Below are 16,747 nucleotides of genomic sequence, written 5' to 3' on the forward strand. Positions count from 1 at the left end.
CAAGGGAGGCGTTTGAGATGCGATCGCTGACATACAAGGTGGCGCTTTACCGCTCTGAGGAAGGCTACAGCGTGTCTTGCCCTGGGCTACCGGGGTGTTGGTCCCAGGGAGATACCGAAGAAGCAGCGATCGCAACTATTCAAGTAGCCATTCAAGACTATTTGGCTGTACTCCAGACCACCTAGGGCAGGGCTACACTGACAATACACCCATTGCAATTTTCTAGAAGTCGCCTTATCTGTCGTAGATGTTGCCTCGGTAGTTGATGTCATAGATAAAGATTTCATCGATTTCTCTACGAATTTGGAAAATGATACGAATCTTGCCGACTCGAATCCTAGAGAATCCTGCCAATTCACCTTTGAGCTTCTTGATGTCCAGTTCTTCTGGTGGGTAGATTTTCTGGCTTTCTAGGCAAGTTTTGAGAATGCCAATCTTGTTAATCACAGTTTTTTTGCCGCTGCCATCCAGCTTTTTGAGAAACTTGTCGGCAGGTTTACTCAGCTTGATTTTCATGGTCAAACCAGTGAGTAATGTCTACAAAGTCTTCGTCGCTATAGTCGATGGGAGAAAAGGAAGCTTCGATTTCTGCTTGTTCTTGGGTGTCAACGTAGGGAATGAGCAGGTCAAAGAATTTGAACCACTCTTCTCGCATGATTTCTCGGACACTTTCTTTGATCAGGGATTTGAGCGCTTGGATATCGAGGGATACGGTGGGTTCCATGGGGGTAGGTCATCCAGTTTGGGTAAGCTTGAGTTTATTGTGTACCAGAGAAGGCCAGTGTAGCCATTGGGTAAGCGAGTCGCAGCGAGGATGCGGCAAAGCTGTTGTAAACGATCCCAGATCCCAGGGTTCTGGCGGGGGAGGCTGGGTAGTGCATGGGCTATGCCTAGAGAACGAGCCCCCAGCGGAGGTTCCCAGCCGGAAACCTTTTGGGGTGAGTTCGTCAGGGGCCATCGGTCTTTTGCCTTTTGTCTTCAGGCTGTTTGAGAAAGGGACTGTCCAATCCCATAGAGAAATTCTGGGGCAAAGTCTGCACCGTTGGGCCATTCAATGGTATTGGTTTCTGGGTTTAAGAAAACCTGTCTAAATTGTTCCCTATCCTGGAGTGGAGCAAAGATTTCGCCATATAATTCTGGCCATAAATCAACCTCTTTAGTCACCTGATTACTAAAGGTTAGCCTGAGCTTATAGCCTTCCAGAGACTCTATTTTTGTCACATGAAGAAACATGCTAAGTTCCTCACTATGGCAACGGTTGAATTTCATTCAGGGCTTGGCGTTCCCTAGCGCGTTCCCAATTCGCGATTAATTCTGCCTGGTGAAGGTCTAGCCACTCAAGCACCATTCTCAAAGCCCGTTTCGACATTCTGCCTTCGACTACGCCAGTTGTGATTTCCACAATGACTTCCTGCTCTTGATATCGAGCATGGAAATGAGGGGGCTGATGGTCGTTGTAGTTTTTCCCTCGTGCCGGGGCTCTGTCTCGACACGCTATACCGAGGCTCTGCCTCGATGGGGGGCAGAGCCCCCAGCGGAGGTTCCCAGCCGGAGGCTAGGAACCAGATAAGGCATCCTACAGCTTACTGTATCGGTGCCCTAGGATTCTGAGGAAAGAATCTCATCGAGGGTGAGGGGGTCGAGCCATTGGGTACGGTCTTTTGTGTAGTCGCCGTGGCCCTGGTCGAACTGCTTAATAAAACGCACGGCATCAACAGCCTAGGGCATCCACTAACGCCTGAAAGCCTTTATGGGTCAGTTCAGTGGGGGTCATGGGGTTGCGATATGATTTGGGTGCAGCAGTATTAGCTCACTAGGGATCGTGGATTTAATAAAACCGAATTCTTGCGTAGGATGTGTATAGCCTGCGGCATGGCTGCGCTAAAGCGACAGCGTAACGCATCGACTTCAAGGGTTTTGATGCGTTACGGCTACCGCCTAACACATCCTACAAAAGCAGATCTTGTTTAATTTTCATTTCTAGGCAAGGGAGGCGTTTGAGATGCGATCGCTGACATACAAGGTGGCGCTTTACCGCTCTGAGGAAGGCTACAGCGTGTCTTGCCCTGGGCTACCGGGGTGTTGGTCCCAGGGAGATACCGAAGCAGCGGCGATCTCAAATATTCAAGTAGCCATTCAAGAATATTTGGCTGTACTCCAGACCCCCTAGGGCAAGGCTACACTGACCATACACCCGTCGTTGGGGTTGGTCTTATGCAAGTTGATCGATTATCCATCTCATTGCCGCTGTCTTTGCTCACATTTTTGGCAGACTACCAGCAGACCCATGCTGTTAGCTCACCCTCTGAAGTGATTACCAAGGCACTGGAGCTTTTGCGTGAGCAGGAGTTGGCGAACCTGACCCAGGCTAAGGAAGCTTCTGACGGGGCTCAGAGCATTACGAGTATGGGTGGATCAGCAGCACCGACTCAGCCAACGGTCTTGCAGCGGATGGGTGGCCTCCCTCAGGATCTGCTTTCGGTGGGGGGCTTGTCTGATCGTGAAACCCGCCGAGCGGTTATCACCGCAAGAATTCAGGCCCGCCACCAAGCGCGGCAGGAACCGGGTTTCTAGGGGCTAGGCGCTGGCGGCGGCGAAGTGCTGTTGCACCTGGGCGGGGGTGATGTGGAGGCACTGGGCGATGGCGGTGAGGATGAGATCGTCTTGGGTGTTTTGGTATAGGCGGGCCAGAATTTGTAGAACCATCTCAGCGCTGTGCTGGTCGTTGAATTCGACAAAAATCTCTAGCGCCTTTTGCAAATGCTGCTGAGCCTGGGAATAGTCTTCCTGGGCCTCAGCCAGTAAGCCAAGCTGACCATAGGTGCGGGCTTGGCTGTAGCGTGAGGCGGAGCCATCCGCGCCAGCGGACTCGCCGAACTCGATTTTGATATCGAGGGCCTGCTGATAGTGCGATCGCGCCTGCTCAAACTCCCGCAGTTCCTGCGCCACGATGCCCAACTGGTGGTAGGTGCTGGCTTGGCTGTAGCGGTCGTTGAACTCGATTTTGATATCGAGGGCCTGCTGATAGTGCGATCGCGCCTGCTCATATTCCCGCAGCGCTTGCGCCACGATGCCCAACTGGTGGTAGGTGCTGGCTTGGCTGTAGCGATCGCCGAACTCGATTTTGATATCGAGGGCCTGCTGATAGTGCGATCGCGCCTGCTCATACTCCCGCAGTTCCTCCGCCACATTGCCCAACTGGTGGTAGGTGCTGGCTTGGCTGTAGCGGTCGTTGAACTCGATTTTGATATCGAGAGCCTGCTGATAGTGCGATCGCGCCTGCTCATACTGCCGCTGCTCTTGCGCCACATAGCCCAACTGGTGGTAAGTAGAAGCAAGAGAAATATTTTTATGTCTTTTACTATCTTGATCGCCCTCTTCCATCTGCTCAAGTAAGTTGACAATCCTGGAGTAAGATAATTGCGCTTGTTGATAGCTTTGCTTGGCGAGATAGCAGTAAGCAAGTCTATCTAATGCCATGGTCATTTCAAATCTAATTTCACCTTTACAAATCTCTTTTGGATATGAATCATGAGCGTCACAAACAAATTTTGATAATTGTAAACGACCATCAATATCGTTGATCTGCTTTAGATATTCAGCGAGGCAGAAAAAAATATCAATCGTTTCTCGCTTTCTCAAGCAAATCTGCAACGCCGTATAGAGGTTTTCATACTCCAACCGACAGAACAGCAGCCCCAGTTGCCGCTGGTTGGGGTCTTTGGAGGCCATCAACTGCTGGTAGCTGCCTGCCAAGCCTTGGTAGTGGGCTTTGAAGCCGTCGTAGAGGGCGTCGCGGGTGGTGGCCTCCAGGTGATTCAGCTTGGTGCGGAGGAAGTAGGGGAAGATGGGCTGGATGGTCAGCAATCCGGGAAAACCGGATTCGTGGGGGGATAGCAAACCCCAGTGGATGGCTTCTTGAATGGCGACATCGAATTGGGCAAAGTCGTAGTCGGCAAAGGGTTCTCGCTGTTGGAGTTGCTTGCCGTAGTTTTCCAAAGCACCCTGGAAAATAAAGCTGTCAAAAGGAGCCAAACACACCAGCAGCTTCTGCGCCTGGGGCGACAGATTGCTGTGGGAATATTCGACGCATTTCAAAATGTTGTTCGTCTTGTCCCCACCCCCCACATTCAGATCCACATCGGCGGCATTCAGCGCCGCCAAAATCTCCTGGGGGCTTTGCCGCGCTAGGTTGGCCAGCACCACCTCCATCGCCAGGGGGTAGCCCGCCAGCAGTGCCATCAACCGCTTAAAGTCGTCATCTTGGCGCAGGGCGGCGATGCGCTGGCCATCCCCCACCTGGGCCTCTAGAATTTTTTCCGCCAGCACCGTGCGCGATTCCGGGTCTAGACCGCCCAGGGGGTAGACATTGGCCTTGCCCCCGTGGGTGTAGGCATCCGTCAGCCACGCCTCATCGCTGCGGGACCCCAGCACCACCTTGGTTTTGCCCCCCACCAGCTTCAGCAAAAACTGCCGCAATTTCTGCTGTTCCCCAGCGGGCAGCGTATTTTGAATCGCCAGCGCCTGCCCCGTCACCGACTCCAGATTGTCGAGCATGAGTAGGTAGGGCGTGTCGCAGAGCTTAACGGGTGACAAGGGCACTCAACGTCATACGGTACAGGGTTTTGAGATAATGGAGGGGACAAAAAAAAGGGAGCCTCAGTACAGCTCCCCCAACCAAATATGTTCCCTACATTCTACCAAACTACCCTTCTCACCCATCTCAATGAAAAACAGTACTTGACCTTCCAGTTACTGTTGTTATTGCTACAAGCGCATCGCCAAGTCAAACTCTCCGTCTTAGCCAGCGTCTTTCCTCAGCCCATTCAGTATCAAAGTCGCAAACGGAACTTACAACGCTTTTTAGCCTTACCCAAACTCACGCTCAAGGTGCTGTGGTTTCCACTGCTCAAATATTGGATCCGCCAAGTGGAAACGGGACGGGGCTTGAACCGTGACCAACGCCGTCGTCTGAGAACGCTCAAACACCATAAACACGGCTATTGGATTCTGGCAATGGACCGCACGGAATGGAAAGGGCGAAATATATTCATGGTCAGCGTGGTGTGGGGGACTCATGCTTTACCCGTCTATTGGGAGCGTTTAGGGCGGGCGGGTACGAGTGACCTGAAAACGCAACGGCGACTGCTGAAAGCGGCCCTGTCCTTGTTTAAGTCCTACCCGGTTCTACTGCTGGGTGACCGGGAGTTCCATAGCCCTAAACTGGCGGAATGGTTGGATCAGCGCGGGGTGTCCTTTGCACTCCGACAGAAAAAGGACTTCCATTTCAAGACCGATACCGATACCGACTATCAAGTCCTCAAAAACGTTGGCTTCAAACCGGGCCAGTCTCGATTTTATGAGGGAGTTTTGTGCAACAAGGGCGATGGTATGGGCCCGTTTAATTTAGCGGTGTATTGGAAGCGCTCCTATCGCCAGAAGGGGCCGAAGGAACCGTGGTATATCCTGACTAATCTGCCCACCTTGAAGCAAGCGTTAGCGGTCTATCGATGTCGCTGGGGCATTGAACAGCTCTTCAAAGACTTTAAGACTGGGGGCTATAACTTGGAGGATACCAAGGTCAATGACACCCGATTCTTAGCCTTAGTTTTACTGATCGCTCTGGCTTACAGTTTGGCGACTCTCCACGGCCAGTGGATGCAGGAGGCCAAGCTAGCTCAGTATGCCGGACGTCTCCAAGAGCACCAAGATAAGGCTCCACGGCACAGTGACTTTAGCTTCAGTCTCTATGGCCAACGATGGCTCTATGCCATGGACTTATGGGCCGATTGGGCGCTCAAGCTGGTGGCCCTTAAACCCCATAAACACCGCTATTTTCAGCGAGGTTTTCACGCTCTATCCCTTATCCAGCAAGCTCTCTAGGGGGGTTGTCACCCTGTAAGGTCGCAGAGGGTTTTAGCCAGTTTTGCCCCCTGGGCAGCGGGTTGCATCGCCAAAAACCGGGCGTGTTCCTCCCGACCATAGAGGCGCTTGCCCAGGTCATGGATGATTTGCTCAACGGTGTAGGCTTTTTCGTCATAGCCAAAGTAAAAGGCATCGACGACAAAATGGGTGGTCAGCCACCAGCGCCAGAGATAGCGCAATAGGGTGGTTTTGCCCGTGCCGCCCATGCCTCGCAGCAGCAACACATTGTGCCGCAGCAGCGACTTCTCAATTTTAAGAATCTCTAGGTCGCGCCCCACAAAGCCATAGAGGGGTGCTTTGAACTCATAGCGGTGATCCAGCGCATCGAGGTCGGCGTAGTAAGCCTCCTCTTCCGTTAAGGTAAACTCCCGCAGCTTCAGGTCCACCTCGCGGTTGGCGTAGACCACCGGCAGCAGCCAGTCCTCCAGGGGCACCATTTGGTTAAAGTACACCCGCCGCTCCTTGCGGTTGTACAGTTCCTTGCGCCCCAGCCGAATCGCCTCCGGGATACCCTTTTGGGCAAACAGCTCGGCGTAGAGCTTTTCCATCATCACCGCCGCCGCTGTCACCGTGACGGAGTAGCCCATGGCCACCACCATCTGCACCCCCGCCGCCATCAGGCGGCTGCCCAGACTGGTCTCAGTATTTTGGCTAACCTCTGTCCCCTCCTGGGAGGGGTCGGGGTGGGTTTCTGGCCGAGAGGGGTCGGAGTTGCTCCCCTCCGAACTTTGCATTTTGAATTCTGCATTTTGAATTGCTGACTTCACCTGCTTCGCCGACTGGCAGGCGTTGAGAATGCAGATGGGAATCCCTTTCGCCGTCAGCAGCGCCGCCAGTTCCTCCGCCTCCACCGGGTCGGCCTTGCCCTTCGTGTCCCCTTCAAGAAACAAAAAGGCTTTTTGTCCCGTGTAGGGTGCCATCTCAGAACGACCGTAGCGGGCCTTGTAGAGGTACCGATCCTGCGTTACCCCGCCCTCGAACTGGTCGTAGGTCATCAGTCCACCGTGGGCATCGAAGTGGATGATGTGGTAATGCCCGGCTTTGTTTTCCAAATGCTGAGACAGAGCCTGGAACGTGCCGGGGCGCAGCAGCTCCACATTGACCCGCAACTGGGCTTGGTGGATAGCGTCGATCAGGGGGCGGGAGATGGTGCGGTAGCCCACATCGGCCTCCTCGTCGGGGCGGGCGGTGACCACCAGCAGGTTGATCACGGGCGAAGGGGAAAGATCAATGGGTGTGCCCCCAGCGCGGAAGCGCTTGCGGGTGAAGATGGCCTCGGTGGCCAGGGGGGTGGGGTGATCGGGATCCTTTAGCGCCTCCCAGTGCAGAGCCTGGAAGTCGGGGGATTCCCCCTCGATTTCGATCTGGAGCTGGGTTAGCCCACCGCTACAGGCGCGGCTGTAGTCGGCGTAGGCGCGGCGATCGGCAAAGATTTGCTCAAACAGGTGCTCACCGTAGGTCTGCACACTGGCAGCGGCCCGCTGGGCTTTCACTTGGTGGTCGAAGGGAAAGCGGATCCACTGCTCGAAGTAAAATTCCAGATCCTTCTCCTCGCTAGCGGTGAAGGGGTCGCAGAGGGTAACGGGGTACTGGGTTTGATGATCAATGCTGACGATCGCGGCAAAGCCCGCCTCGGTGGTCTGCTGGTAACGGAGGGTGATGGTGGGCATGGCAAGGGGGCCAGAATCCTACACTGATATCAATTTTCCCCATCTTGCCCCAAAATCCCCGCCGCCGCCCCCCGCTGGCGGGTCACCCCTGACCCACCCGCCCTTCGGGCACCCCGAACCCACCCCGCCCTCCGGGCACCCCTCCAAGGAGGGGATTGCTCAGACCCCCTCTTGGGAGGGGCAGAGGTGGGTTCTTCCGGGACACCCCTGACCCACCACTAGTAACGCAGGACGTAAATCAGCCCACTATTGTCGCGTCAGCTGTCGCGTCAGCTCAACATTTTCTGGTCCCCTCTCCCCGTGGGAGAGGGCTAGGGTGAGGGGCCGAGGTGTCCCACGATAGAACGGTTAGGGTATTTACACCGCAGAGTAAAGCCCTGAGGGCGAACAGCCGTTCGCCCCTACGGTGGGCGTGCTGGATTGAGATGAATACTGCTATATATGCCAGTCTTCAGGGGATGGCATGATCTCAGTCATTTCCCTGTCAGATCGCTATAGTGCGGCGCAGTAGGTGGCTACCAGCTTGTCAATACCCGTAATGGCGGTCCCCACCACCACAGCGAAAGCCCCTTTCTCCAAAGCTGTTTTCGCCTCACTGGGCGTGGCAATGCCCCCCTCGCAAATGCAAGGCACCGTGAGCGCCTGCACCATTTCTGCTAGAAGGTCAAAACTGGGGGGGATGCAGTGCTGGGTGGTCTCCGTGTAGCCATAGAGGGTCGTGCCGACAATATCGGCCCCCGCTGCCTGGGCCGCTTGGGCCGCTGCCAGGGTATCCACATCGGCCATGACGGGCTTGTGGAGATCATCGTGAATGTAGCGGATCAAGTCGGGTAGGGTTTCACCGCCGGGGCGATCGCGATCCGTCGCGTCAATGGCGATAATGTCGGCCCCGGCGTCCGCCACCGCTTGGGCATGGTGGGCTTGGGGCGTGATGTACACCGAGGAACCGGGCAGCACCTGCTTCCACAGGCCAATGATGGGAACTGTGATCTGCTGCCGCACCGCCTGGATGTGGGCCGGGGTGTCAATACGGACCCCCATCGCTCCCTGCATGACTGCTGCTTTTGCCATAGCCGCAATCACTATCGGGTCATGCAGTGGAGAGGCTGCTGGCGCTTGACAGGAGACGATTAGAGCCCCCCGCAGGGTCTCTAATGGGGGGTGAAGACTGGCCATCGATGGGGTCCATCCTAGGGATCGAACCCAGATTACAGGACGACAGCATTTTCTGCTCCAGCAGTTCCGCTGGGAGCAGTGGGCTGGAGGGGGAGGGTCAGCACAAACAGACTGCCCGCCTCGGAACTGGAATGGAGGGTGAGGTTACCGCCATGGGCGTGGGCAATGCGGCGGGCCAGGTGTAACCCTAGGCCACTCCCCGAGCGCCGATGGTTGCCGGGGCGAAACCAGGCAAAAACGGTGTCCTGTGCCTCTGGAGCAATGCCTGAACCTGTGTCGTGAACCTCAAGTACCCACTGATGGCCCTGATCGCCTTCGTCTAAATGGAGCGCAATATGAACGTGGCCCACATCGGTGAATTTGATGGCATTACCGATCAAATTCACCAGCGTCCGGCGGATTTCTAAGCGATCGCCTACCAGACTCCAACTAGGCGTCTGGGCTAAGTCCAGCTTCAGGTCCAGTCCCTTGGTTAAAGCTAGGGGTTGTAACTCCGCAGTGACCTCCTTCAACAGTCGGCCTAGATCAAAGGGGGCAAAGGTCATGGTCTTGCGCCCTGCCTCGTGGCGATAGACCTCCAGCAAGGTGTTTACCATGGCGAGGAGATGTTCATTGTTGCGAATGGTCTGTGCGATCGCATCCTGAGCTTCTGCTGCCACTGTACCCAAAGCTTCCCTCTGCACCAGGGCTAACATGCGATTAGCCGCCACCAGAGGGGTGCGCAGATCATGGGTCAGACGAGAGACAAAATCGTCCCGCTGTTGAGCAATCTCTCGCTCTGCATCCACACTAAATTTGAGCCGCAACAACGCCCGCACTCGGGCCAACAATTCCTCAACATCAAAGGGTTTACGGATAAAGTCATCAGCCCCGGCATCCAGACCCTCCACCACATTCGACTGCTCATGGGCCGTCACCAATAGGATGGGGATAAAGGGTAGTTCAGCTTGTCCCCGCACCCAGCGGGTGACTTCGTATCCGCTCATCCCCGGCATCATCACATCCAGCAAAATCAAGTCTGGAAGCTGCGCCTCCCCTTTCCCAGCAATGTGATCCAGCGCCTTAGCGCCATTCTCCGCCACTGTAACGATGTAACCTTCATCTTCGAGAAGGGACTGAAGCAAAAAGCGATTATCTACAGAATCGTCAACGATCAAAACCTGTGCGGGGAGAGACATACGCCTATGCTGTCACTGTTATCCCAGCCTATGCCAAAGTACCTGGGACTTAGACACCATCGCAGGATGGATCTTTCCGTATTAGCTCCTATTAGCGGCCCTTAAAAACTGACAAAAGTTTTGCAAATCTGTCCGCAGTTGTGTCAGGCAGTGAGGCAACATCTCTGCCAGCGCCTCAACTCGTTCGGGAATCAACTCAAACGTGTAGACATTGCGCACTACATGGCGAAAGGCACACAATTCATTCAAGGACTTCAGAGTGGCATCCTCTAGCAGCCTAGGCCGAACATCGGGCACCTCTGAGGCCATTTGGCGCAATAGGCGACGGTGCCAGTCAGATCCCTCTGGCAATGTGTCATCAATACTGAGGGCAACTTCTCGAAAAATTCGCTCGGCTCCTGAGTAAAAGCCATGGAGATTGAGGGCAATGGTGCCTAAATAATCCCTATCCCCTGTTGCTTGGACCTTCGCCATCAGGGCTTGGGTATTAGCGAGGATCTGCTCTAGGTCTGCTAAGTCTTGATGGATCTCGCCAATCAGAACAGCGTAGCGACTCATAGATCAACGCCCTGCTGGTGAATGACAGTACGCAGCCTGGGGGAGGCATATTCCCATTGGACCAGATCTACAGAAAAACTGGAGAGGTCAAGCAATTGGGCTACAGCTTCTAGGTAGCGGCTGTCCGCTAGCCCCTCAACGGCTAAATCTACGTCTGACTCAGCCCGTACCCGTCGCGGGTCAAGCAAGGAACCAAACAGACGGACTCGATGGGCTTGGAAATCCTGCTTCAAGACCTGGGCTGCACGCTGTGCCACTTGGAGCCCCTGCTGCTGGCGTTCAAGGCGCTGTTGCGATCGCGCCTGCTCCCGCTGCTGGGCTGAGGCCCGGTAGCGGGCGAGTTGGTCGGGTGGGATGGGCTGCGCCATGGCCTAATTCTGCACTGAATTGGACGGGAAAACTGCGCCCAATTCAGCATTTTTATGGACAGAACCTAAAGCGTCGCCATCACCGTGCGGGCAGCGGCCAAGGTCTGCTCAATGTCCGCTGCGGTATGGGCTAGGGAGGTAAATCCAGCCTCATACTGGGAGGGGGCAAGGTAAACACCCTGCTCCAACATCCCCCGGTGAAAACGGCTGAACTTATTGAGATCCGACTGCTTAGCATCCTCGAAATTGTGGACCGGCCCTTCGGTGAAGAACAGGCCAAACATGGCGCTAATACTGCCCCCACAGGCTGCGTGCCCGGTCTCCCGAGCTACCGCTAGGAGCCCATCGCTCAGGGTTTTGGTCGTGGACTCTAATTGCTCGTAGGTGCCAGGTCGCTTGAGGATTTCCAAGGTCTTGATGCCAGCGGTCATGGCCAGGGGGTTGCCCGATAGGGTACCGGCCTGGTACACCGGACCTGCCGGGGCAATCATGGACATAATGTCCTTGCGACCACCGTAGGCTCCCACCGGAAGTCCGCCACCGATGATTTTGCCCAGGGTGGTGAGGTCGGGGGTAATGCCAAATTTTGCCTGGGCACCGCCGTAGGCAATCCGGAAGCCCGTCATCACTTCATCAAAAACCAGGAGGGCATCGTGCTGCTGGGTGAGTTCCCGCAACCCTTCCAGAAAGCCAGGATCGGGGGTGATAAAGCCAGAGTTACCCACAACGGGCTCTAGAATGACCCCGGCAATTTCTCCAGGGTTCTCTTCCAGCAAGGCTTTGACCGCTGCCAGATCATTGTAGGGAGCCGTGAGGGTGGTGGCGGTGGTGGCCTTGGGCACTCCAGGGGAGTCAGGCAAGCCTAGGGTGGCGACCCCAGACCCGGCCTGGACGAGGAACATATCGGCGTGGCCGTGGTAGCAGCCCTCGAATTTAATAATTTTGTCCCGTCCGGTGAAGGCCCGCATCAACCGCAGTACCGACATACAGGCTTCGGTGCCGGAGTTGACGAAGCGCACCATCTCAATGCTGGGAACGGCGTCGATCACCATTTCCGCCAGCACGTTTTCCAACTGGCAGGGGGCACCGAAGCTGGTGCCCTTTTCCAGGGCAGCGGCAAGGGCTTGCAGCACTTCGGGGTGGGCATGGCCGCAGATGGCTGGTCCCCAAGTACCCACGTAGTCAATGTACTGGTTGCCGTCCACATCCCAGATGTAGGCTCCCTTGACATGGTCGAAGACGATGGGCTGGCCTCCCACAGACTTGAAGGCCCGCACAGGGGAACTCACGCCACCGGGCATCAGATCTTGGGCGGCGGTAAAAATGGCTTCAGATTTGCTGGTCTTCAACGGTGCAGTGCTAACCAAGATTGCTATCCTCTCCTATGTCTCTCAAAGAGTTATTATCCTATGCTGCCATTGCTCCCCATCGGTTGCGATGTGTTAAGGAATGTGGAGCCCTGGGCAGCGCGGGCATTGCGTCGCCATTGGGCGGGTTTGATCCGGCGCAGGGCGGAGGCGGGGAAGCGGCGCTCCCAGTCCGCCTGGGTTAGGGTCGCCAGTTCCCCTAGGTCAGGGGCTTGGTTATCGCCATAGGGCTGGAAGTCGGCCACATCCGTTTCCTGGGCAAAGCGCTGGTTCCAGGGGCAAACATCTTGGCAAATGTCGCAGCCCGCTACCCAGCCCTGGAGATTTTTTGCGATCGCATCTGGCAATACCTCCTCCCGGTTCTCAATGGTGTGGTAGGCGATGCAGCGGTTGGCATCTACTACACCAGGGGATGTAATCGCCGCCGTTGGGCAAGCGTCTAGACAGCGGGTGCAGGTACCGCAATGGGCGGTATGGGGTGCATCGGCAGCCAGGGGCAGACTGGTCAGAATTTCCCCCAGAAACACCCAGGAGCCATAGTCACGGGTGATGAGGTTGCCGTTTTTAGCAATCCAGCCCAGACCCGCCTGCTGCGCCCAAAATTTATCCTGCACAGGCCCCGTATCCACGTAATAACGGGTTTGAATATCAGGGCTATGGGACTCTAGCCAAGTGGCCAGCGCCTTCAGCCGCGTTGCCATCACCCGATGGTAGTCTCGACCCCAGCCATAGCGAGAGATTTTGCCCTGGTGGGGATGGTGGGAATGGGCATGGGGCGTGTAGTAGTTCAGGGCGACAGCAATTAGCGATCGCACCTCCGGCATAACAGCGCGAATATCCTGGCGTTTGGGATTGCCCATCCAGGCCATGTCCGCTTGATACCCTTGGTCTAGCCAAGATTGGAGAGCCGCCTTACTCTGCTGTTCTGCCTCGGTGGCAATAGAGGGAATAGCCACAATACCCACCCGATGAAACCCGAGGGCGATCGCTTGCTGTTTAAGTTGAGCCGCACTGGGGATATCAGCCATGGCCATAGCCCTCAACCTCCTGCCTCGCCTCCGCCCCCATCCGCCGTCGCACCGGCAGGGGTGCGATCCCGGCCCCCTGGGGTCGCCAGTTGTGCAGGTGCATAGAGGCGCATCCCAGCTCACATCATGGAGCAACAACCGCTGACCGGGCGGCACATCGAGTTGCCGTAGCTGAATCATTACCATCTATGCCCCCCTATCCCCAAAACTGGTTCGGCAATGGTGATGCCAGCGTTAGAACCTATGATAGACCGCATAAACCACCTTACCGGAGGAGCCCCAAGGTGACCCTAGCGGCATTCCATTCCGGCGCGGGGTAGCAAAGGGCAAACCCTATTTGCCCTTTGCCCTGACTCGCAGTCTTTTACGAAAACTTCTCGAAAACTCTGTAGTGGAGTGATATGACCCGCCCAGTTGTGGCCACACTAGTAATCAGCCGCTCATCAGCCCCGTTCTAAACGCCCCCACCTATGTTGCGCTTCCCGCGATCTGCAAAATTTTGGGCCAGTCTCCTCATCGGGCTGGTGCTTTCGACCCTAGTTACCTTCTCTGCCCAGTTCTCTAGCCATGACTGGTCTCTCGGTCAGGCCATTGCCCAAACTGACCACGAGTCCACCAATGACAATGGCAAGGAAAATGACCCAGAATTTTTGGGTGACTTCGGCGGTAGCGGCCAACCCTTTGACAGTTTAGTAGCCGGTTTAGAGCGGCACGACGGCCTATTTACCGCTTATACAGACCTCTCTGAGGGAAAAGCCTATCTAGCGGTGCAGCCCCAACAGCTCAACCGCAATTTCATGTTGCAGGCCACCCTAGAGTCAGGCGTAGGCGAAGCGGGTCTATTTCGGGGTTGGCCCGTGAATGATGTGGTGTTTCAGTTTCGGGAGACACGGGGCAATCGATTGCAAGTCGTCGTGCCCAACACCTACATCCGCAACCCCGATGGCGAAAGTTGGCAACAGCGACTCCTAGATACCTCCTTTAGCGATTCCACCCTCTTTGCCGTAGACATTCTCAGCACCGATCCCAACTCTGGGGCCATGGTTATTGACCTCACCTCCCTGATTCTGGATCGCGACTTAGTCAATTCCTTTGCGGCCCTAGGGTCAGCCTTAGGCGGTTATTCCCCCAACTACGAATTGTCTGGCCTTAGTAGCCTCAATGCCTTTGCCGAAAATGTCGAGGTCGGCACCGATATGGCTTTTATCGGGGGCGGGATATCTACCGATCCCTTAGCAGGGCTATTTGGCTTTGCCCTCCAGGGACTGGCGGACAGCCGGGGCTTTAGCCTCAAGATCCGCTACAGCCTCTCCCAGTTACCCGTCAATAACGGTTACCAGCCCCGCCTTGCCGATGAGCGGGTAGGGTACTTTATCTCCGCCTTTCGCATCCCCTTCCGAGCCGGACAGCCCGAACCCTTTGTCCGCTACATCAACCGTTGGCATCTAGAAAAGGCCGATCCCCAGGCGGCGATGTCTCCCCCCAAGGAGCCGATCGTGCTGTGGATTGAGAATACCGTCCCGCCCCAATATCGGGAGGCGATTCGGGAAGGCATCTTGATGTGGAATGAAGCCTTTGAGCAGGCCGGGTTTGAGAATGCTATCCAGGTGTCCCAGATGCCGGATCGGGCTGACTGGGATCCCTCCGATGTTCGCTATAACGTCGTGCGCTGGTCTGACTCCCTCTACCCTTGGGCTATTGGTCTAGGGCCATCGCGGGTAAATCCGCTGACGGGTCAAATCCTAGACGCTGACATCATTCTGGATGCCAACATCATTCGCTATCTCCAGCAGCAGTACCAAACGCGGGGTCTGGATAATCCCCAGGCTCAGTTCTATCTACAAACCTGTGGACAGCGATCGCAGATCTGGTATCTGCAATGGTTGGCGATGCAGCGCTACGGGGAAGCAGGGCTAGACCCTAGGCGCTGGCAAGGGTCCAGACCCGATTACACCTCCAATAACCGCCTCACCGATGACCACTGTGCTGCCTACACCGCCACGGAGCGGATGGCCTTTGGCTCCCTGGCCCTATCGGTCCTACCCGGCGCTAACTTTAGCCAAGCCCAACTGGATGACTACATCCATCAATACCTAGTATCTGTAACGGCCCACGAAGTCGGTCATATCCTGGGGCTGCGCCATAACTTTGCGGGCAGCAGTCTCCTCAGTCCTGAGGAAGTAAATGACCCCGCCGTGACCGCCCAGAGGGGAATGCTCAGCTCGTTAATGGACTACTTTCCCCCTAATATTGCACCGCCGGGACAGCCCCAGGGAGACTTTTTCCCCAAGCGCCTGGGAGCCTACGACAACTGGGCAATTGAATATGGCTATCGTGTCTTTGGGCGTTCCCTGGGGCAACGGGAAGAACAGCGGGCCTTGAACGAGTTACTGCGGGAAGGCAGCAGTCGGCCCGAACTGGCCTATGCCCCCGACGAAGACATCATGGACTTCCTGGATCCCGAAGTGGACGCCTGGGATTTAACCACTGATCCCATGGCCTATGCCCAGATCCAACTCGACAATGCCCAGGCGGTATGGGGTCGCCTCAACCGTTGGTCTGTAGTGCCAGGAGAAGGCTACGGTAGCCTACGGCGACGGGTAGATATGGTGTTTAACTACTACATGGGCAATGCCATGACCATTGCCAACTACATTGGAGGCCAACGCTTCCGCCGGATTAATCCCTGGGATTTTGATGGGCGTGTCCCCTTTGAGCCCATTGCCGCCGACAAGCAGCGAGACGCTCTAAAGCTACTCACCGACTACGTGTTTGCCGCCGATGCTTTTAGCTTTTCACCGCTTTTACTAAACCAACTCGCGCCCGATCGCTGGTGGCATTGGGGCACCTCCCTGACGGTATACCCCCTCGACTATCCAGTCTATGAGCGGGTTTTAGCTCTCCAGACCAGTATTTTGAGTGAGCTCATGTATGCCGACCGCCTCTCTCGCCTCCGAGACGTTGAGTTCAGGACTACGAATGACGATACCCTCACGATTTCCGAACTCTACACTTCCCTCCACGACAGCATTTGGACTGAGGTGGTTCAGTCTGGCCCGTCTATGGAAATTTCTAGTCTGCGACGAGGGCTTCAGCGGCACCACCTCAACCAACTCTCGAATCTAGTGCTGCGCCGGGGCTTCTGGGATGCACTGTCGGCCCAGAGCTTCACGGACTTCATGGCGGTCCTCTCAACCCTTGGGGCTCCCGAGGATGCTCGGGTTCTCGCCCGTTACCAACTACGGCAGATTCAGCAGGAGGTGCAATCCGCCCTGGGCCGCTCCCGCGACTTGAACCTGACCACCCGCGCTCACCTAGAAGAGATGCGCGATCGCATTACCCAAGTCCTCGGGGCACCCCTGATCGGACAATAATCTCCTTTGGAACGACGCCACCCAAAATTCATTGCTACCCTGGCTTCTTACCTACAGGAGAACGCTCAGCTTATTTTTGCCGTGCCAGAAAATGTGCAACGGT

Annotated in this window: 17 protein-coding genes; 5 read left to right on the forward strand and 12 right to left on the reverse strand. The window is 55.8% G+C overall.

Annotation, left to right across the window (positions count from 1 at the left end; all coding sequences use genetic code 11):
• Window positions 1–185: type II toxin-antitoxin system HicB family antitoxin (locus LEP6406_RS30870; protein WP_263971126.1), on the forward strand; the 185-nt coding region annotated here is incomplete at its 5' end.
• Window positions 186–234: 49 nt separating this feature from the next.
• Here the strand turns inward: LEP6406_RS30870 and LEP6406_RS0204135 are convergent.
• The 4 genes from LEP6406_RS0204135 to LEP6406_RS30875 all read right to left on the reverse strand — a co-directional run bounded on the left by LEP6406_RS0204135 (window position 235) and on the right by LEP6406_RS30875 (window position 1,498).
• On the reverse strand, window positions 235–516 hold the full coding sequence (locus tag LEP6406_RS0204135) for a type II toxin-antitoxin system RelE family toxin (RefSeq protein WP_008315362.1): 282 nt from the start codon (window positions 514–516) through the stop codon (window positions 235–237).
• Complete coding sequence (locus tag LEP6406_RS0204140) at window positions 497–724, reverse strand: hypothetical protein (protein WP_008315361.1); 228 nt, start codon at window positions 722–724, stop codon at window positions 497–499. The genes LEP6406_RS0204135 and LEP6406_RS0204140 overlap by 20 nt, the downstream gene beginning before the upstream one ends.
• 254 nt (window positions 725–978) lie before the next feature.
• On the reverse strand, window positions 979–1,233 hold the full coding sequence (locus LEP6406_RS0204145; RefSeq protein ID WP_008315360.1) for a DUF2442 domain-containing protein: 255 nt from the start codon (window positions 1,231–1,233) through the stop codon (window positions 979–981).
• Window positions 1,234–1,246: 13 nt separating this feature from the next.
• Window positions 1,247–1,498 (reverse strand): DUF4160 domain-containing protein, encoded by a 252-nt coding sequence (locus tag LEP6406_RS30875; protein WP_071992196.1) that lies wholly within the window; start codon window positions 1,496–1,498, stop codon window positions 1,247–1,249.
• Between the two features lie 504 nt (window positions 1,499–2,002).
• On the opposite strand from LEP6406_RS30875, the gene LEP6406_RS30880 reads away from it, so the two are divergent.
• Window positions 2,003–2,170 (forward strand): type II toxin-antitoxin system HicB family antitoxin, encoded by a 168-nt coding sequence (locus tag LEP6406_RS30880; RefSeq protein ID WP_263971127.1) that lies wholly within the window; start codon window positions 2,003–2,005, stop codon window positions 2,168–2,170.
• Between the two features lie 44 nt (window positions 2,171–2,214).
• Window positions 2,215–2,574 carry a hypothetical protein gene (locus LEP6406_RS26505; RefSeq protein WP_036028146.1) on the forward strand — a complete coding sequence of 120 codons (360 nt, stop codon included), beginning with the start codon at window positions 2,215–2,217 and terminating at the stop codon, window positions 2,572–2,574.
• Window positions 2,575–2,577: 3 nt separating this feature from the next.
• Here the strand turns inward: LEP6406_RS26505 and LEP6406_RS26510 are convergent, their stop codons facing one another.
• Window positions 2,578–4,596, reverse strand: a complete 2,019-nt coding sequence (locus LEP6406_RS26510) for a tetratricopeptide repeat protein (protein WP_202807510.1) — start codon at window positions 4,594–4,596, stop codon at window positions 2,578–2,580.
• Between the two features lie 87 nt (window positions 4,597–4,683).
• Between LEP6406_RS26510 and LEP6406_RS0204165 the strand changes: the two genes are divergently transcribed.
• Window positions 4,684–5,883, forward strand: coding sequence for an IS4 family transposase (locus LEP6406_RS0204165; RefSeq protein WP_027268829.1), 1,200 nt, complete (start codon window positions 4,684–4,686; stop codon window positions 5,881–5,883).
• Window positions 5,884–5,891: 8 nt separating this feature from the next.
• On the opposite strand, the gene LEP6406_RS0204170 is transcribed toward LEP6406_RS0204165, so the two are convergent.
• The 7 genes from LEP6406_RS0204170 to queG form a co-directional block, all read right to left on the reverse strand.
• The gene (locus LEP6406_RS0204170; RefSeq protein ID WP_008314694.1) at window positions 5,892–7,595 is read right to left on the reverse strand and encodes a CHAT domain-containing protein; all 1,704 of its coding nucleotides are present in this window, start codon (window positions 7,593–7,595) and stop codon (window positions 5,892–5,894) included.
• A gap of 492 nt (window positions 7,596–8,087) precedes the next feature.
• Window positions 8,088–8,771, reverse strand: coding sequence for an N-acetylmannosamine-6-phosphate 2-epimerase (locus LEP6406_RS0204175; protein ID WP_008314696.1), 684 nt, complete (start codon window positions 8,769–8,771; stop codon window positions 8,088–8,090).
• Between the two features lie 32 nt (window positions 8,772–8,803).
• Entirely contained in the window at window positions 8,804–9,949 is a 1,146-nt protein-coding gene (locus tag LEP6406_RS0204180) for a hybrid sensor histidine kinase/response regulator (protein ID WP_008314699.1), read from the reverse strand.
• An 81-nt stretch (window positions 9,950–10,030) separates the two neighbouring features.
• The gene (locus tag LEP6406_RS0204185; protein WP_008314701.1) at window positions 10,031–10,507 is read right to left on the reverse strand and encodes a ribonuclease toxin HepT-like protein; all 477 of its coding nucleotides are present in this window, start codon (window positions 10,505–10,507) and stop codon (window positions 10,031–10,033) included.
• Window positions 10,504–10,875 carry a nucleotidyltransferase family protein gene (locus LEP6406_RS0204190; RefSeq protein ID WP_008314703.1) on the reverse strand — a complete coding sequence of 124 codons (372 nt, stop codon included), beginning with the start codon at window positions 10,873–10,875 and terminating at the stop codon, window positions 10,504–10,506. Before LEP6406_RS0204190 ends, LEP6406_RS0204185 begins: the two co-directional genes overlap by 4 nt.
• Before the next feature lie 65 nt (window positions 10,876–10,940).
• Window positions 10,941–12,242: a glutamate-1-semialdehyde 2,1-aminomutase gene (hemL, locus tag LEP6406_RS0204195; protein WP_008314706.1), complete on the reverse strand. Its 1,302-nt coding sequence runs from the start codon at window positions 12,240–12,242 to the stop codon at window positions 10,941–10,943.
• A gap of 35 nt (window positions 12,243–12,277) precedes the next feature.
• On the reverse strand, window positions 12,278–13,270 hold the full coding sequence (gene queG / locus LEP6406_RS0204200; RefSeq protein WP_317133813.1) for a tRNA epoxyqueuosine(34) reductase QueG: 993 nt from the start codon (window positions 13,268–13,270) through the stop codon (window positions 12,278–12,280).
• A gap of 470 nt (window positions 13,271–13,740) precedes the next feature.
• On the opposite strand from queG, the gene LEP6406_RS26515 reads away from it, so the two are divergent.
• Entirely contained in the window at window positions 13,741–16,644 is a 2,904-nt protein-coding gene (locus LEP6406_RS26515) for a zinc-dependent metalloprotease (protein ID WP_008314711.1), read from the forward strand.
• Window positions 16,645–16,747: the final 103 nt, after the last annotated feature.

This window comes from Leptolyngbya sp. PCC 6406 (assembly GCF_000332095.2).
Lineage (GTDB): Bacteria > Cyanobacteriota > Cyanobacteriia > Phormidesmidales > Phormidesmidaceae > PCC-6406.

What these genes read in the sequence shown, in the direction of transcription:
- LEP6406_RS0204135 (WP_008315362.1), bottom strand. Translation starts at nt 516, where the DNA reads ATGAAAATCAAGCTGAGTAAACCTGCCGACAAGTTTCTCAAAAAGCTG.
- LEP6406_RS0204140 (WP_008315361.1), bottom strand. Translation starts at nt 724, where the DNA reads ATGGAACCCACCGTATCCCTCGATATCCAAGCGCTCAAATCCCTGATC.
- LEP6406_RS0204145 (WP_008315360.1), bottom strand. Translation starts at nt 1,233, where the DNA reads ATGTTTCTTCATGTGACAAAAATAGAGTCTCTGGAAGGCTATAAGCTC.
- LEP6406_RS30880 (WP_263971127.1), top strand. Translation starts at nt 2,003, where the DNA reads ATGCGATCGCTGACATACAAGGTGGCGCTTTACCGCTCTGAGGAAGGC.
- LEP6406_RS26505 (WP_036028146.1), top strand. Translation starts at nt 2,215, where the DNA reads ATGCAAGTTGATCGATTATCCATCTCATTGCCGCTGTCTTTGCTCACA.
- LEP6406_RS0204165 (WP_027268829.1), top strand. Translation starts at nt 4,684, where the DNA reads ATGTTCCCTACATTCTACCAAACTACCCTTCTCACCCATCTCAATGAA.
- LEP6406_RS0204170 (WP_008314694.1), bottom strand. Translation starts at nt 7,595, where the DNA reads ATGCCCACCATCACCCTCCGTTACCAGCAGACCACCGAGGCGGGCTTT.
- LEP6406_RS0204175 (WP_008314696.1), bottom strand. Translation starts at nt 8,771, where the DNA reads ATGGCCAGTCTTCACCCCCCATTAGAGACCCTGCGGGGGGCTCTAATC.
- LEP6406_RS0204180 (WP_008314699.1), bottom strand. Translation starts at nt 9,949, where the DNA reads ATGTCTCTCCCCGCACAGGTTTTGATCGTTGACGATTCTGTAGATAAT.
- LEP6406_RS0204185 (WP_008314701.1), bottom strand. Translation starts at nt 10,507, where the DNA reads ATGAGTCGCTACGCTGTTCTGATTGGCGAGATCCATCAAGACTTAGCA.
- LEP6406_RS0204190 (WP_008314703.1), bottom strand. Translation starts at nt 10,875, where the DNA reads ATGGCGCAGCCCATCCCACCCGACCAACTCGCCCGCTACCGGGCCTCA.
- queG (WP_317133813.1), bottom strand. Translation starts at nt 13,270, where the DNA reads ATGGCTGATATCCCCAGTGCGGCTCAACTTAAACAGCAAGCGATCGCC.
- LEP6406_RS26515 (WP_008314711.1), top strand. Translation starts at nt 13,741, where the DNA reads ATGTTGCGCTTCCCGCGATCTGCAAAATTTTGGGCCAGTCTCCTCATC.